This is a genomic window from Bacillus sp. ISL-57 (assembly GCF_018613135.1).
GTDB classification, from domain to species: Bacteria; Bacillota; Bacilli; order Bacillales; family DSM-1321; genus Peribacillus; species Peribacillus frigoritolerans.
In genome coordinates, this window is the sequence record NZ_JAGGQV010000019.1 from 266,313 (window position 1) to 283,514 (window position 17,202).

The 17,202-nt window shown below is 43.5% G+C and carries 15 protein-coding genes, 1 riboswitch and 1 other annotated feature; of the genes, 4 read left to right on the top strand and 11 right to left on the bottom strand.

All coding sequences use genetic code 11. From position 1 onward, the window contains the following. Positions 1 to 39 precede the first annotated feature (39 nt). Positions 40 to 145, bottom strand: a riboswitch (SAM riboswitch). Between the two features lie 94 nt (positions 146 to 239). Together J7I90_RS21870 and J7I90_RS21875 are read right to left on the bottom strand one after the other, a co-directional pair. Beyond that, the gene (locus tag J7I90_RS21870) at positions 240 to 2,981 is read right to left on the bottom strand and encodes a GTPase domain-containing protein (RefSeq protein ID WP_251025409.1); all 2,742 of its coding nucleotides are present in this window, start codon (positions 2,979 to 2,981) and stop codon (positions 240 to 242) included. A gap of 494 nt (positions 2,982 to 3,475) precedes the next feature. Continuing rightward, positions 3,476 to 3,649 (bottom strand): hypothetical protein, encoded by a 174-nt coding sequence (locus J7I90_RS21875; protein ID WP_164468807.1) that lies wholly within the window; start codon positions 3,647 to 3,649, stop codon positions 3,476 to 3,478. A 207-nt stretch (positions 3,650 to 3,856) separates the two neighbouring features. Then, positions 3,857 to 4,103 (top strand) — a binding site (T-box leader). A 98-nt stretch (positions 4,104 to 4,201) separates the two neighbouring features. Here J7I90_RS21875 and brnQ point away from each other — a divergent pair. The 4 genes from brnQ to rluF all read left to right on the top strand — a co-directional run bounded on the left by brnQ (position 4,202) and on the right by rluF (position 8,474). Next, entirely contained in the window at positions 4,202 to 5,536 is a 1,335-nt protein-coding gene (gene brnQ, locus J7I90_RS21880; RefSeq protein WP_214773728.1) for a branched-chain amino acid transport system II carrier protein, read from the top strand. Positions 5,537 to 5,655: 119 nt separating this feature from the next. Further along, a complete protein-coding gene (locus tag J7I90_RS21885; RefSeq protein WP_214773729.1) occupies positions 5,656 to 6,588 on the top strand; it encodes an aldo/keto reductase in 933 nt (310 codons plus the stop codon). 163 nt (positions 6,589 to 6,751) lie between these two features. Then, positions 6,752 to 7,651 (top strand): DMT family transporter, encoded by a 900-nt coding sequence (locus J7I90_RS21890; protein WP_214773730.1) that lies wholly within the window; start codon positions 6,752 to 6,754, stop codon positions 7,649 to 7,651. A gap of 115 nt (positions 7,652 to 7,766) precedes the next feature. After that, entirely contained in the window at positions 7,767 to 8,474 is a 708-nt protein-coding gene (gene rluF / locus J7I90_RS21895) for a 23S rRNA pseudouridine(2604) synthase RluF (RefSeq protein WP_034305927.1), read from the top strand. A gap of 469 nt (positions 8,475 to 8,943) precedes the next feature. Here rluF and J7I90_RS21900 read toward each other — a convergent pair whose 3' ends face one another. The 9 genes from J7I90_RS21900 to J7I90_RS21940 all read right to left on the bottom strand — a co-directional run bounded on the left by J7I90_RS21900 (position 8,944) and on the right by J7I90_RS21940 (position 17,157). Further along, positions 8,944 to 9,693: an ABC transporter permease gene (locus J7I90_RS21900; RefSeq protein WP_214773731.1), complete on the bottom strand. Its 750-nt coding sequence runs from the start codon at positions 9,691 to 9,693 to the stop codon at positions 8,944 to 8,946. Further along, the gene (locus tag J7I90_RS21905) at positions 9,694 to 10,455 is read right to left on the bottom strand and encodes an ABC transporter ATP-binding protein (protein WP_214773732.1); all 762 of its coding nucleotides are present in this window, start codon (positions 10,453 to 10,455) and stop codon (positions 9,694 to 9,696) included. Between the two features lie 197 nt (positions 10,456 to 10,652). Further along, complete coding sequence (locus J7I90_RS21910) at positions 10,653 to 11,006, bottom strand: DUF1048 domain-containing protein (RefSeq protein WP_214773733.1); 354 nt, start codon at positions 11,004 to 11,006, stop codon at positions 10,653 to 10,655. Between the two features lie 61 nt (positions 11,007 to 11,067). Then, positions 11,068 to 11,388 (bottom strand): PadR family transcriptional regulator, encoded by a 321-nt coding sequence (locus tag J7I90_RS21915; protein WP_016131412.1) that lies wholly within the window; start codon positions 11,386 to 11,388, stop codon positions 11,068 to 11,070. A gap of 689 nt (positions 11,389 to 12,077) precedes the next feature. Then, complete coding sequence (locus J7I90_RS21920; protein WP_214773734.1) at positions 12,078 to 13,046, bottom strand: sugar phosphate isomerase/epimerase family protein; 969 nt, start codon at positions 13,044 to 13,046, stop codon at positions 12,078 to 12,080. A 21-nt stretch (positions 13,047 to 13,067) separates the two neighbouring features. Continuing rightward, positions 13,068 to 14,108: a Gfo/Idh/MocA family protein gene (locus J7I90_RS21925; RefSeq protein ID WP_034305944.1), complete on the bottom strand. Its 1,041-nt coding sequence runs from the start codon at positions 14,106 to 14,108 to the stop codon at positions 13,068 to 13,070. A 17-nt stretch (positions 14,109 to 14,125) separates the two neighbouring features. Further along, positions 14,126 to 15,148, bottom strand: coding sequence for a Gfo/Idh/MocA family protein (locus J7I90_RS21930; protein WP_214773735.1), 1,023 nt, complete (start codon positions 15,146 to 15,148; stop codon positions 14,126 to 14,128). A gap of 13 nt (positions 15,149 to 15,161) precedes the next feature. Then, complete coding sequence (locus J7I90_RS21935) at positions 15,162 to 15,890, bottom strand: ThuA domain-containing protein (RefSeq protein WP_214773736.1); 729 nt, start codon at positions 15,888 to 15,890, stop codon at positions 15,162 to 15,164. 232 nt (positions 15,891 to 16,122) lie between these two features. Beyond that, a complete protein-coding gene (locus tag J7I90_RS21940; protein WP_214773737.1) occupies positions 16,123 to 17,157 on the bottom strand; it encodes a LacI family DNA-binding transcriptional regulator in 1,035 nt (344 codons plus the stop codon). Between the last annotated feature and the right edge of the window lie 45 nt (positions 17,158 to 17,202).

Genomic DNA, 17,202 nt, shown 5'->3' on the forward strand with positions numbered 1-17,202 from the left:
ATAGAGAGGTTTAATCGGCTGTTTTGCAGACTTGTCCCTCTCTTATCTGTCAAAACATTTCTGTTTTGCAGGATTTAGCACCAATTCCTAATGGAACGGTTGCTGGGCATCTTAGGGCCAGTCCCTCCGCCACTCTTGATAAGAGATATATTGTGTTACGTTTTCGTAATTATCACTTTATAGGGATATAGTCGTAAAGTCAATAGATTTTTGAATATTTGAAATGTTTCCTGTTATTTTTATTTTCTTTGAAGCTGGGCTAGACGCTTTTTCTCGATTTTTTCAAGCCTCTCCAACTGCCTTAATTTCACCTCGAACAACGTGATCGGATCACGGTAAACTTCCGGATTTTCTTTCATATGCTCCAATGCAGCCTGGTAGTCTTTTATTTCAGTCTGCGTCTGCTCTATCGTTTTTTGAAGTAAAGCAAATGAACTGCGATAGAAAAGTGAGATGTCCCGATCCAATGACTTTTCAAACAATCCAAATTGGGTGAGGAAACGTTCCGTGATCATTTCGGCAACATCCAGGTAATCTTCACTTTCCAGGTATTTCTTGTAACGATTGTACATATTGGCCTTATTTTGCGGTATCGCCCCAAATAGTTTCCCTGCTCCTTTAAGCAGCAATTGTGATGGAGTCCTGCGCAAAAGGATATTAACGTTTTCGATGCGGATACTGCTTGTCATCCGGTCGGCATCACGACGCCAGTCATCCAATACCCTGAAGTCACCTGCCAGTGTAATCCGTTCTTCTTTGTATAATTCATTGAATCCGGCACTCATCTCATCCATGAACTGCTGGCTTTGTGAGAACTCCATTTGGGAACTGGCAATCCAATCTTGAAGAGAACGGTAATATTGAGGCATGATCTTGTCAGAAATGAAGTTTTGAATCCGCTCATTCATTTCCTGGTTTAACTGTACATGGACCTGACTGAAATCACTGCTTTCCGTTAACGTTTTAGAGCAATCCCTCAGTAATTCAGGAATTTTTGAATAAAGCTGACTTTTCACTTCGTCCTTAAGCGAACGATACGACCTTATGATATTTTCACTTTTTTCTTTTTCCAGATCAGCCAGTTGATTGACCGCTCCATTCAGTTTGACTTCCATCTGCTCATTCCAAGAGATGGAATGCTCGCATTTCCGCTCATTGGCAACCCGTTTTTCTAATAGATAAGATAAGGTTTTACGAATGAATGCCAGGATTTTTTCAGATCTTCTTTCCTTCCAATTATCATCTTGATAATTCGATTGAAGGAAGGCTGAAAGGTCCTTCAATTGCTGCCTGCTGTCATAATGTTTGGAGAAAGCGAACACTTTCGCATTCGGGAAATATGCATTCACTTTATCCCATGTTTCATCTTCCATCCGGACTGCGACCTGATCACTGTATATCGTATCCATTTTATTTAATAGGAAATGGATCGGCAGTTTAGGTGCCATCATTTGAATTTCCAATAACAGATCCCTTTCGCTGCCGGTGAAAGGAGCCCGGGCGTCAAGAACGAACATCAGGCCATCACTGCCATGTAAATAGCCTTGGAAATCGGATTCCACGCTTTGTTCCCCATTGAACCCCGGTGTATCCAATAATCGCAAATGATTATTTCTTAGGTAGTCACTGATGATTTTCACATCGACTATAGTCCCGCGCTGACGGCGTGTTTCATCCAAATCAGTTAGCTCCTCGACAACTTTGCTATCTGTATCGGTAATTTCAAGGATTTCCAAATCATCCCCGTCTTTGACACTGACTAAGGAAGAATGGTCCTCAGCAGCAATGCTCTCTCCAACGATTGACTGAATAAAGGATGTCTTGCCATTTCCTGTACTTCCTGCAAGAAGGAGATTGAAATTGCTGGTATCTTTAAGCCCTTCCACCATCCATTTAAGCTTATTTCCAACCCTTAAATCATTATCTTCAGCCCACTGGATAATGGAATTGAACAGTTTCTCTCCCGCTTCCAGTCCTCCTCCCAATTTAGGCGATTTCGAAAGCAGGCTCTCTGCATCCTGAATGACCAGCGCATTGATCGTATCCGGGAAGATTTCATTCCAGGACAACGTGGATGCCGCCGCAAACAGCGAAAGCTCCCCGTCTGCGATTTTGAGCCAGTTTTCCAGCAACCTTGGCACGACAGGACTTAATTCTTTGATTAGATGCTTTCCTTCTAACAAACCTGCATATGCATCCCTGTAATAGACGGAAAGCTCATCCCATACATCTGCATGGTTCAATTCGATGGTATCTATCAAATTATTAATCACTCTTAACCATTCGAAATAAGCATCCGTATATTTATAATTTTTCCAAAGGGCAACCGTCATTTTCTCGAAACGTTCCTGGTCGAGTGTGTATAGCGAACCAAGGACAGTTGAGAAATAATCCGGCTCCATCGATTGGGCAACACCCTGCTGGATATACGTTTTCAGCACATCGAACCAGCCCATTGACTCTGTACGGATACTTTCATTCGCCGCTAATACCACCGCACTGTTCCAATCCTTTTGTTCTTCAAAAAAGGCGCGTGCGATTTCAGTGACATTCGGGTAGTCTGGTTGAAACTCGACTGCTTCTTTCACGACTTTGGAAGCCAAATCATTTCTCGATTCCACTATGTACAGGGAAAACAGCTGCAAAAGAACTTCTGTTTTCAAGACAGCTTCATCCGTATCGACGGATTTATAGATATCCTCTGCGGTTGAATACATTTCCAATTCAAAATACGCATCAGCGATGTTTTTCTTCGCCCATGAACCAAGTTCCCCTTCTATGTTTTCCCATTTAAAAATGGCTGCTTCATAGTCATGGTGCTGAAAATATACCTCTCCTTGAGCAAATCTAATTGCGGTTAAATCGGATCTTTCCTTTTTTTGTTCCACGAGGAACATTTCACCCAAAGCTTGAATGGGGTGCTTCCTTGTATCCTCTAGCATCGTTTCATAATATTTTTTTCCGATCAGACGTTCGTCCATCTTTATTCCCCCGATATATTTCATATTTTCAATTAAAGGATAATCACTGATTCTATAAGACTCATAGCAGACCTAATATTAATTTATAGGTTCCTTTAGTTAAAAAATCATTTACAAAACCTTAAAATGTTATTTTAGCAAAACAATATGGTAACAACATGTCACCACTCTTACAATTTTAAAACAGAAACAACTGGAACTGTAATGTTTTTAATAAACCGATACAGAGATGTCATTTCCATTTTCGAGAAAATATGTTTTTCTAGTTTTACCACATATCAGCTAGAAGTGAGCGAACCATTCTCCATCCCGCTAAATGACCAGTAGCCCAGCCCTTCAACTTACCTATAAACGGTAAAAAACAAAATCACTCTGGCTCGTCCATTACTTAATCCCCATTTGTGCATTCATATAAAAAAGCAGTACCCTCATTCATGAAAGGTAACTGCTCAATGATAAGCTCCGAACAGTACTTGTCCTTTGACGAATTAGGATTATACCCCTGTACGCTTACGTTGGTTATTCGGCTTTTTGGTCAACTGGCTTTTAAGCTGTTTCGTTTTCTTCACAACGCCTGTTTCCAGTTTATCTTTACTTGATCCTGCTTGCTTTTGAGCCAGTTTTTGTTTGACTGCATCCGCCAGGCTTAATTTTTTATTTTCAGACATGTTGTTGTCTCCTTTAGTGTTCTGCCTTCTATTATAATATAGTTGCGATTAGAAAGATAATAGGGAGTAATATCCTATTCTTCTTCAAAAAACACTCTTGATAAAGTTGGTTTCGCCAAATGGGGACTAATTTCCTGCTCCTATGAAAGGATTAATGATAAATTATGTTGACTTCGTAATCAGAATTTGCTAAATTATCTTTATATTATAAAATCTATGAAGAGAAAGAGTAAGATGAGAACCCTGTTCCACAGAGAGTCGACATGTGGTGGAAGTCGATGTCCAAGGCCTATCCGAAAATCATCTCTGAGATGCAAAGCTGAAAATGCAGTAGGCTTTGACGGGTTTCCGCCGTTACAATGGATCACGTATGAATTCGTACGTTGACTGAGTGCCGCAGCTTCTTTGAAGTGCGGAATATGGGTGGTAACGCGAGCACAAACTCGTCCCTGATTTTTCAGGGGCGAGTTTTTTATTTGCACGAAACACTTTAATTAGCCTTTTTCAGGCCAGTCGGCGGGAGTTATCATTTTAAAAAAAGGAGAAATCACCATGAAAAAAACAGACACATTATTTATCGGCCTTATGCTTTTCTCAATGTTTTTCGGAGCCGGGAATCTCATATTCCCTCCATTTTTAGGAGCATCTTCTGGAAATTCTTTCTGGCCAGCCATCGCCGGTTTTGTCGCCACCGGAGTCGGCCTGCCAATTTTGGTGCTTCTTGCAGTCTCACTTGTTAAAGGCGGGGCACAAACCATCGGTGCCCGAGTACATCCCCTATTCAGCACGTTGTTCATGGTCGTAATCTATTTAAGCATCGGGCCGTTTCTGGCCATTCCGCGGAATGCGAATGTTGCCTATGAAATGGGCTTCAAGCCGTATCTTGGCGACTCAATGGATCAACCACTATTTCTATTCATGTTCACAACCGTATTTTTCATCATCGTTTATGCCATTTCATTGAATCCGGAAAAAATGGAAACCTTCATGGGTCGCTGGATCACGCCCGTTCTACTTTTGTCCATGGTCATTCTCTGTGTTGTTGGGTTCGTAAAGCTTGATGCACCTTTCCAAGCTCCAACCGAAGCATATGCTGCTGGAGCCTTTTCAAAAGGGTTCATCGAAGGCTACAACACGATGGATGCTCTAGCTGCATTGGCCTTTGGGATCGTCATCCTTACTTCAATCCAGCAAAGGGGGATTTCCGAACGAAAACAATTGACGAGATATACAGTCAAAGCGGGTCTCATCGCTGGTGTTTTGCTTTCTTTAGTTTATATCTCCTTAGGTATAATGGGAGCACGCATGGCGGCCGGTGGGTCATTCGAAAACGGAACGGATATCCTCACTGTCGCTTCCACCCTTTTACTAGGAACTGGCGGGAAGGTCCTTCTTGGCATCATTTTCACTTTGGCATGCTTCACCACCGTCGTCGGGTTGACGACTGCTTGCGGACAGTATTTCTCGAAACTTTTCCCCAAGCTGAAATATAAAACCGTCATTCTGATTGTAACAATCGTCGGTTTCATCCTTTCAAATATGGGTCTGAATCAAATTCTGAAAGTATCGGTACCATTCCTTGTGATGGCTTATCCGCTAACGATCGTCCTGATTGTCCTGACATTCTTCAGCCGTCATTTCAAAAACCCGAAGAAGGTTTATCGCAGTGCAATGATTTTCACTGGAGTTTTCGCCTTGTTGGATGGGCTGAATGCTTTCGGCTTACAATTAGGACCCGTGCAAACCTTGACTGATGTCCTTCCCCTTTCCGCTTACGGCATGGAGTGGATCATCCCTGCTCTCGTCGGTACGGCCCTTGGCGTTCTGCTCAGTCAAATCGGACAAACAGCTCCAGCTGAGGAGTTGGAAATCGAAACACTATTATAATGAAATAAGCAGGTGATTTTACAGATCATCTGCTTATTTTGTGTACGCATGCACTGCTTTATTTTGGAAATCGGCAACCACTTTTTGTTATGATGGGTTCAAAGGAGATGATAAGTAATATGTCTAAACAAACCCGTATCGGTAAAACAGATCTGTATGTAAATCCGATTGGCCTTGGCACGAATGCAATTGGCGGACATAACCTTTTCCCTAATCTAAGTGAGGATACAGGAAGGGATGTTTTGAGAACGGCATTGGAAGAAGGAATCAACTTTTGGGATACAGCTTACATTTACGGTCCTGAACGTTCAGAAGAACTTATCGGTGAAATCCTTAAAGAGAGTCGCAAACGCGAGGACATAGTCCTTGCCACTAAAGGAGCACATAAATTTGTCGATGGCAGCATCGTCTTCGATAACTCTCCGGCTTTTCTGAAAGATGCCGTGGATTCGAGTCTAAAAAGGCTCCAAACAGACTACATCGACCTATTCTATATCCATTTCCCTGATGGTGATACCCCTAAAGATGAAGCAGTAGGTGCCTTAAAGGAATTGAAGGATGCAGGCAAAATCAAGTCAATCGGCGTCTCGAACTTTTCGTTCGAACAATTGAAGGAAGCGAATAAAGACGGCTATGTCGATGTCTTGCAATCCGAGTACAATCTATTCAAACGGGAGGCAGAACAAGACCTGCTGCCATATACAGCCGAAAATGATATTTCCTTCATTCCTTATTTCCCCCTTGCTTCCGGTTTGCTCGGCGGCAAATATAATCAGGAATCAACATTCGATGACGGCCGGGCAAAAAGTCCGCTTTTCCAAGGACAAGCCTTTGTAAGCAACCTGCAAAAAGTGGAAGAAGTACGGGCGATCGCCACCAGGAAGCATACCGATGTCGCCGATGTCGTATTAGCTTGGTATTTAACGAGGCACTCGATAGATGTACTGATTCCCGGAGCGAAAAAACCAGAACAGGTCACACGCAACCTACAAGCATTGGACGTCGAACTAACCATGGATGAAATCGCCGAAATCAGTGCCATTTTCGCTTAATATAGATGTGTGAAAAGGCTGTTCAGCTAAAGTTGAACGGCCTTTTTATCCTGTTCAGTGGTTCATCCAAATTTGACTGATAGGCCCCCTATTTTGCTTAGGTACCCCTATTTTGCTATATTTAGTGAATATTCCATAAATTCAGGGAGAGGCAGTCTGATGAATGAAAAAATCTATTGTTATTTTATTTCTTATCTTGGCAAATTTGTTCTGGGCCGGTAATTATATATTCGGAAAGTACGTTGTGACCGAACTTTCCCCGATCCAACTAACATTTGCGCGATGGCTAATCGCCGTTTTCTTATTGTTTCCTTTAGCGCAATGGATTGAAAAACCAGACTGGAAGAGTGTATGGAAAGCCTGGAAATTGTTATTAATCATGGGTGTGCTCGGAATCATCAGTTATAATTTTTTCCTTTATTGGGCTCTGACCTATACAACTTCCATGAATGCAGCTCTTGTCAATTCCATAAACCCTGCATTAATTGTTCTTTTTTCCGCTTTGCTGTTAAAGGAGAAAATTTCCTCCATCCATGCACTTGGACTTATCATATCTTTATTCGGCGTTTTATTGGTCTTAACAAAAGGACACCTTCTGGATATATTCCAGCTCAATTATAATAAAGGCGACCTATTGATGATCCTGGCGATTCTCGTTTGGACCTTCTATTCTATAATCGGTAAAAAACTGAAAAACATTCCGATCATCTCAGCCACTGCCGTTTCCGTGCTTCTCGGTTTGTTTCTCATTGCTCCATATGCCATTGGCTCGGGAATGAACCTTGATTTAAGCAGTAAAGCCATCACCGGTCTCTTATATATCGGGATTTTCCCTTCTGTCGGCTCATTTATTTTCTGGAATATTTCCCTTCGCCATATCAATGCCGGCCAGGCTGGGATTTATCTAAATCTGATTGCAGTATTTACCGCCATTCTTAGCCTTATTTTGGGTCATGCGATTACGACCATCCAAACCCTCGGTGGCCTCCTTGTTTTCCTCGGCGTCTACCTGACAAGCAAAAAGAAAAAAGCAGATCCTTCAGCTGTCACTAAGAACATGTAAAGGGCATTCAGTGATACACATCAACGAACACTTTCTTCTCTTTTCCCCTTGTCTATGCACCTTGATTTACGTTATCCTTTAAAGAAGAAAATCTGAATGTAAAGGTGTGCTTTAGTTGAGGATCAATAAATTTATCAGTGAATCCGGAATTACCTCGCGACGAGGCGCAGACAAGTGGATAGCCGAGGGCCGTGTGACGATTAATGGCACTGTAGCTGAGCTCGGCAGTCAAGCTGAACCCGGCGATGATGTCCGGGTGGACGGCAAGCCGATAAAAGTCGAACAGCAAAATGTCTATATTGCACTGAATAAACCGATAGGGATTACAAGTACGACCGAAAAACACATAAAAGGGAACATCGTTGATTTTGTAAATCACCCGCTTCGCATTTTTCATATCGGACGTCTGGACAAAGACTCAAGCGGTCTGATCCTTCTTACAAATGATGGAGATATCGTTAATGAAATCCTTCGTGCAGAAAACAAACATGAAAAGGAATATATCGTAACCGTGGATAAGCCACTTACCGCTTCCTTCATCAAAGATATGTCATCCGGAGTAGAGATTTTGGATACGAAAACACTTCCTTGTAAAGTTGAGCAGTTGACCAAATACACATTTAACATCACGTTGATGCAAGGACTGAACAGACAAATTCGCCGTATGTGCTCCGCACTAGGTTATGAAGTCCGTGATTTACATCGAATCCGCATCATGAACATCCACCTGGACGGACTGGCGATCGGACAATGGCGCGACCTGACCGAGGATGAATTAACGGAACTATTTAAGGAATTGGATTATTCCCCTAGGAAACGATGATAATGAAGATGCCCCCAGAATTCCGGGGGCATCGCTTTTTTAATTTCAGGATTATTTTCAGCAATCATTTTGCTTTTATTCGTAGTTTTGCAGATTTACTCGCAACGCTATTACTCGTGAATTCCGCACTTTCATTCGTAAATTCCACAGATTTACTCGTGAGCTCCACTCATTTTATGATACTGAAAGGAATTGTTTTTGTTTCTGAAACTACTCTTTTCCTGTCAATTGCATCTATGGGCTTTATTCTTTTCATTCTCTTCTGCGAATGACCACTACCCTTTTCCTGTAAACTCTATAAAGCTAGTATGGCTAATCTCATGATGGGATAAGTCGCCGCCACCAATCACACCAATTTTAAGGTTTCCATGATTTCATAGATGGTTGCCCCGGCATTTAAGCAGTCTTCCATGTGATGCATTCATCGCATCCGCTGACTATGAAATGACCAATCCGATAAATGATGAACTTACCCAAACTGGCGTTTAAATACTCTACTGGCGAAGAAGTAAGCGATGACCATGATGCCGACACACCAGGCAAGCGCAATCCAGATATCGTTCCCAACAGACCCTTCATACAAAAGGGCACGAATCGCATTCACGATTGAAGTCACTGGCTGGTTCTCGGCGAACGCACGGACAATTTTAGGCATGGTCTCGGTGGGGACAAAGGCCGAACTGATAAACGGCAGGAAAATCAGCGGGTACGAGTAGGCTGTCGCCCCTTCCAAAGAGCCCGCTGTCAATCCAGGAATGACCGCCAGCCATGTCAGAGCCAGCGTAAACAATACGATTATCCCAACTACCGCTAGCCAATCCAGGATATCAGCGCTGGAACGGAAGCCCATCAAGAGTGCGACGAGGATAACCACGACGACAGTAAGCAAATTGGATACTAGCGAGGTCAACACGTGAGCCCACAATACTGACGAGCGCTTGATGGGCATGGTAATGAAACGCGCCATCAACCCGCTCTTTACATCCGTAAACAGTCGCACGGAAGTGTAAGCGACGCCGGATGCGATAGCCATCAGTAAGATTCCCGGCAATAAATAATTGACGTAGTTGTCGGTGCCTGCCTCTATGGCGCCGCCAAATACGTAGACAAACAGCAACATCATCATAATCGGCGTAATCGCCACCGTGATAATCGTATCCGGGCTGCGCATGATATTGCGCATTAAACGCCCTAGTAATACCCCTGTTTTGCTATTCATTTACATTTCCTCCTTTTTGCCGATGATTGCGAGGAAAATTTCCTCCAATGTCGGCTGCTTCTCGATGTACTCTACTTTCGCTGGCGGGAACATCTCCTTGAGTTCAGTAAGGGTCCCGGTCGAGATGATTTTTCCGCCATGCAGGATGGCGATACGGTCCGCCAGTTGTTCGGCTTCCTCCAGGTACTGTGTTGTCAGCAGAATTGTCGTGCCGCCGCCAGCTAGCTCCTTGACCGTATCCCAGACTTCAATCCGGGCTTCGGGGTCAAGCCCTGTCGTCGGTTCGTCGAGAAAAATGACTGCTGGCGTCCCGATCAGGCTCATGGCGATGTCAAGCCGGCGCTTCATCCCGCCCGAATATTTATCCGCCCGGCGGTTGGCCGCATCGGTCAGGCTGAATCTCGCAAGCAGATTGTCGGCGACTTGAGCGGGATTGGAAACTCCCCGCAACTTGGCGATCATCAGCAGGTTTTCCCGCCCGGTGAGCATGCCATCTAAAGCTGCAAACTGCCCTGTCAGGCTGATGCTCTGGCGAACATGATCCGGTTCATGCTGAACGTCAAAGCCGCAAATACCTACTTCGCCGCCATCGGACTTCATCAGCGTCGAGAGGATGTTGACCGTCGTCGTCTTGCCCGCTCCATTTGAGCCCAGCAGTGCGAAAATTTCGCCACGCCCCACCTCAAAATCCACCTCCTTTAAGACTTCATTGTCTTTAAATGACTTTTTTAACCCTTTTACAGAAATCACTGCATTGCTCATGCTTTTTCCTCCTTTTAATAGCGCAGTAATGCCGCATGTAAGATTCGTATTTATCCTTCCGAGCGCCTAGCGGAACTAAATTGCCTATAGTTCTCTATTTAGTCTGACTGATAATCTGTATAACTTACTACCGAGTTAAAATATAACTGAATAGCAAAGGTGGCATTTCACATTTGTAACCAGCTATTCAGTCGGAATTATTTATTGAATTTATTTTTTCCCAATCGCTTCATGATACTGTCATTCAAATCTTCACGATACTTGGCGAAATAGGTTCTAGCATTTGCCACTAGTTCGTCGGCAAAGGACGCTACGTCGTCTCCGGTGATTTCCAGCACTTGCCTGCCTTCCGCAGCACCGGCTTCGAACAACTCGATTAATTCATACTGCATGTGCAGCATATCCATCCCGTTGCCCGCTGAGAAATTCCACATATAGTTTTGAATTTTCTTAAATACAAATTGGTAGTCCTCTGGAAGAGCTTCAACCCGTGTCATCATCATTTTATACTCTTTTTTATCACCTATCATTTTTTTGAATAATTCCATCATGTTATTTTTCCTCCTTTTTAACAAGACACTGCAAAATTAGCGTACGGAATATCTTATGAAGCTAGATTGACTTTAAGACATTGATTTTCGATGATACAAAATCCCATTTTTTCCAAAATAATTCAAGTTCCTGGCGGCCAGCCTCATTAAGTGAGTAAAACTTGCGGGGCGGCCCCATATCTGACGGTTTCTTCTCTATGTTCACCAGTTTTTTCTTTTCTAATCGCACGAGGATGGTGTAGACCGTACCTTCCACGACTTCAGTAAATCCAAGCTCGTTCAGGCGGCGGGTAATCTCGTAGCCATAGGTTTCATGGCGGCTGATGATTTCCAGCACGCAGCCTTCCAGCGAACCCTTCAGCATTTCAGTTAAATTTTCCATGTTCAGAGCCTCCTCTATTTTGTGACTTATTTTTATAACGTGTTCCGAGAGGAATTTTTATACTGAATAGCTTTTGGGAATTCACGCTATTTAGTATTACTTATTACAACTAAACTGTAACACCGAGTAGCAGGGGTGTCAACTTTTTTTCTTAATAATATTTTGCAACTTCACTACTCGGTGATATTGGTATCTCGTGTTACTTACTACAAGGTATGCTGTAACACGCAGATGGTGACTGTCAAATTGATTTTTTTTAACCTGCTCTCTCCATTGGAAACATCCGATGTAAATTTTGCTGTGAGTTTCATGGTTTTACTCGTGAGATTTATGCATTTACTCGTGAGTTTCGCACTTTTACTCGTGAGTTTTGCACTTTTACTCGTGAATTATACTATTTTACTTGTGAATTTCACTTTTACTCGTGAATTATGCTGTTTTACTCGTGAGTTTTGCACTTTTACTCGTGAATTATACTATTTTACTCGTGAGTTTCGCACTTTTACTCGTGAATTATGCTGTTTTACTCGTAAGTTTCGCACTTTTACTCGTGAATTATGCTGTTTTACTCGTGAGTTTTGCACTTTTACTCGTGAATTCCACGCTTTTACTCATGAATTCCACTTTTTCACGAGTAAGAGCGAAAATAAAAAGCAACCTGCTTTAGGCTGCTCGTTATCGGCTCTAAATTATACCCACCATAAATCAGTTGGACTTTCGTTGATGAGTACAGTTTTCAGATTGGTTACGGCCCGTTGGAATCCTTCTTCAACTGACATCAGCGGATCTTCGTGTTCGATGCTGACGACGTAATCGTAACCGTATGTGCGAAGGGCGCTCATGATGTCGGACCACTCTTGCAGGCTGTGGCCGCATCCTACAGAGCGGAAGTTCCAGGCACGGCTCTGGATATTCCCATAAGGCTGCATATCGGTCAATCCGTACATATTGATGTTATCCTGATCCAGGTATGTGTCTTTTGCGTGGAAGTGGTAGATTGCTCCCGCTTTCCCTAGGATTTTGATGGCACCGACTGGTTCAATGCCCTGCCACCAAAGATGGCTTGGATCAAGGTTGGCGCCTATTGCATCAGATGTAGCTTCCCGCAGTTTTAACAAGGTGTAGGGGGTGTGGACGAGAAAGCCCCCATGCAGTTCAAGGCCGATTTTTATATTGTGTTCATCAGCAATGGCGGCCACTTTCTTCCAATAAGGGATCAATTTTTCTTCCCATTGCCATTTCAGCACATCTGTATACTCATTCGGCCATGGGGCTACGGGCCAGTTTGGATATTTAGCTCCTTCGTGATCACCCGCTGTACCAGAAAAGGTATTGACTACCGGTACGTTCAGTAAGGATGCAAGCTTGATTGTTTTGATCAGTGTTTCATCACTTTCTTTAGCGAAGGCTTCATCAGGAGAGATTGGATTGCCATGGCAGCTGAATGCACTGATCGTTAACCCTCTTGTTTGAACGGCTTCGAGGTATTTTTGGCGCTTTTCTTCACTCTGGAGCAGTTCATCGAGTGGACAATGGATATTCCCTGGATACCCGCCTGTACCGATTTCAACTGTTTTCAATCCGGAATCCGCGACATAATCAAGCATATCCTCGAATGATTTTTGAGCAAATAGCACTGTAAAGATCCCTAATTTCACATGCCCCACCTCACCTTTTCATTAATTTATGCTCATGACCTTCCCACTTGCCGAGCTTTGATAGATGGCTTCGATTATTTTCGAAACTTTCATGGCTTCCGATGGTTTTACCAATGGTTCTGCTAACCCCAGGCAGCTGTTAATAAAGTTCTCTGCCTGTTGCAGGTCTGGTGTATCCTCTCCTGGCATCCATACTGCCTCACTGTTTAAAAGCATGCCGTGCTTAGCCTGATTCAAGACCAGCGGAAATACATCAAGTCCGCCCTGCGTTCCGGATAAACTCAAAACAGTTGCTTCTTCACGGATATTCGCGGCCCAAGATGTTTCGAATAATAGAGATGCTCCGTTTGCAAATTTGATATATGCCGTGGCATGGTCATCCACTTCAAATACCGAGGCATCGAAATTGCCCCATAAATTGACCTGATCGACACCCTTACTGACATAATTATATGTCGAACCTACGATTTCAATCGGTTCTGGGTCATCCATCAGCCATAATGCCAAATCGAGCAAATGGCAGCCGTAATCGATCACGCTTCCCCCGCCTTGCAATTCCTTGCTTGTAAAAACTCCCCAGCCAGGGACTTTGCGCCGCCTGATTGCCTGTACACGCGCTACATACGGTTCACCGATTTCACCGGCCTGAATCATTTTTTTTGCAGCCTGGGCTTCCTTCATGAAGCGGTAATGATAGGCAGTCGATAACACTTTACCGGATATGTTTGCAGCCTCGGTTATCGCTAAACATTCCTCGGTTGTAATGGCCATCGGCTTTTCGCATAACACATGTACACCCGCTTGCAGGGCAGCAATGGAAATCTCCGCGTGAAACTTGTTTGGCGTTGCGATTGTAACAGCATCCACTTCAGCAAACATTTCTTCATAATTCGTGAAAACCTTTTCGATATGAAATTCCCGCGCCACTTCCCGCGCCTTCATTTCATCTATATCCTGAATGGCGTATAAAACCACTTTATCTTGAAATTTTTGAAAAGCTGGGATATGCCTTTTTTGGGCAATTCCGCCAGCACCGATAATACCCATTTTTAATTTGTACATGATGACTTTTAACCCCTTTATAAGCGGATGATTTTTCGGGATGCATTTGATTCCATCGCGCCAAGAATGACTTTTAATGACTTTAATCCTTCAACTCCTGAGACAAGGGGCTCCTCATTGTCCACCACACATTTTACAAAGTGGCTGATCACTTCGGAATCATGCTGTCCGTCTGAGTCATTAGTCTGGATGCTTCCTAATTGGATGGTTTCTGTCTTTCCATTATCATGATGGATGATCAGTGAGTATTTCGGATCGTCTTCAAGGCGCAATACCGCTTTTTCCGCATAAATGACCGTAGCATTGTCTTCTTTTGCATAAGACCAGCTGGCGGTAAGAGTTCCGATGATACCGTTCTCCGTCCGGAGGATACAGGCCGCACTGTCATCAACGTCCGTGTTTTTCTTGGCAGTCGTTTCCACAAAGGCTCCCACTTCAACAAATTCTTCTCCAAGGATATACCGTAATAAATCAGCTTTATGAACCCCTAAATCGCCCATTGCCCCAATGACCGCCTGATCCTTTTTAAAAAACCAGCTTTCCAGTCCGTCCACGCTCCAGGTTTCCGGCCCGGAATGTCCAAAAGCCGTCCGGAAGCTATAGACCTTCCCTACTTCCCCGCTCTCAATAAGCTGTTTCGCTTTTTGATGAGAGGGAACAAAACGCTGATTATGACCAATCATTAGTATTTTGCCGCTTTTCGCTGCTGCTTCATTCATTTTTTCAGCGTCTGCTAAAGAAGTAGCCATTGGTTTCTCACATAGGACGTGCTTACCCGCTTCCAAGGCCGCAACCGTGATGCGTGCATGCAGGTAATTCGGTGTACATACACTGATCGCTTCAATCTCCTCATTCTTCAAAAGTTCTATATAATCAGTATATGCTTGAGCTCCATACCTTTGTGCTGCTGCATTCGCCCGGTCCGGCACAATATCACAAACGGCAATGATCTCCGTTTCCTGATGTGATTCATACTCCGGAAAATGCCTGTTTTTTGCGATACTCCCGCATCCAATGACTCCTACCTTCACTATGCCCATTTTGTTCTCTCCTTCACTTCATCTCTTTGGATGAGATGGATTCCAACGGTTCGGCTTTACCATAGTTCGTTGCGATTCCGAATTCCGGCTTGACCCAATCAACGGCATTTTTAATCACACGTTGGATCTCCGGATTATGATAGGTAGGATATGTTTCATGTCCTGGACGGAAATAGAAAATCCTCCCTTTACCCCGCTGATACGTGCAACCGCTTCTGAATATCTCCCCGCCTTCAAACCAACTAACGAATATTAATTGATCTGGTGCAGGGATATCAAAATGTTCCCCGTACATCTCTTCCTTTTCAAGTTCGATATATTCTCCGATTCCATCAACGATAGGGTGACTCGGATCGACTACCCAAAGCCGTTCCCTTTCATCCGCCACCCGCCATTTCAAATCACAAGTCGTTCCCATCAATCGTTTGAAGATCTTTGAAAAATGACCAGAATGGAGGACGATGAGACCCATTCCCTCGAGTACTCGCTTATGAACCCTTGCAATGATTTCATCCTGAACTTCATCATGTGCAACATGGCCCCACCAAATCAGTACATCGGTTCGTTCCAGTACTTCCTCGGTTAATCCGTGCCCTTCTTCATCGAGAGTAGCGGTCCTCACCTCGACCTGTTCACTTTGTAAAAAGCCGGCAATTGCACCATGGATGCCATCCGGATATACTTTTGCTACTTCAGGCTTTGTTTTCTCGTGGCGAAACTCATTCCATACAAGGACTCTCATGAACAACCTCCTCCATTCAAGAATCATTTCACGGCAACTTGTTTTGATGTTTAACTATCTATTACCTCTTTATTCAAAACGCAAACGTTTGCGTTAGGGATGATCAAAATATAAGAACATTTACTTATCGACCATAGAAAGTATGAATTTTCGAAAATAATCGTGATAATCTATATTGTAAATTTATGTTAGTAAAAATCAAGCTTTAATTGGTAAAACTTTTCTACAATTTTCATTTAATTTCCTTTTCAGCAACAAAATGCGACTCCCGCTTTATGATTTTGGTAGGAATGCTGATGCTCTTTTCCATCATTTCCGGATTCGCAATAAGATCGAACACGCATTTTGCGGCTTCATACCCTAACTGATACGTATGGATATCAACCGTTGTCAGCGGGGTACTTAAAAATTCTATGAATTCTGAGTGGTTAAAACAGACGACGCTTATTTGCTGCGGCACTTTCAAGTTCTTTTCGGCTAACACTCCAAGTAAGAGCACACCCAATAAAAGATCCATAACCAAAAAAGCGGTTGGTGCCTCCTTCAATTCCAGCAATTCGTCAATCGCCATTATTCCATCCGTTCGATTTAAAGGAATCAATTTGATATATTCCTGTCGCACATCCACCCCGGCCTGTTCCATCGCTTGTTGAAAGCCTGTCAAGCGGTCCTGGATCACTTCAAACTCGGGGCTGCCTCCTAAAAAGGCGATTCGCTCATGTCCAAGATTGATTACAAACTCCGATACTTCCCTGGCCGCTTGAACATTATCGTTATCAATGAATGTGATACCGCTCATGTTCGTACTTGGCTTCCCGATCAAAACGAACGGGAAGCCCTGCTTCAATAAATACGGCACCACTTTATCGTCCTTTTTAGAGTACAAAACAATCATGCCATCCACTCTTCTGCCCTGGACCATTTTCACGACATCCTCAAAGATGGCATCCTCCGTCTCGCCGGTAGTCAGAGAAAGACTGTACCCTTCTTTATTACAGAAATCTCCGATGCCCCGGATCACTTCGGGGAAAAAGGGATTATAAAGTGATTCCCTTGCCGAACTTTTCATGACGATCCCAATGGCCTTAGTAGACTTCGTGACTAAGTTCCGGGCATTTTCATTCATATGATAGCCCATTTCCTTTAATACCTTGCGTACCTTACGCTTGGTCTTTTCACTGATTGTCGGGCTGTTATGGATTACACGCGATACCGTTGATGGAGCGACATTTGCTTTTTTGGCAACGTCTTTTATAGTAACAGACAAATTCATCAACACTCCCCGTTCACCGCACATGGTTTAATATTCCCT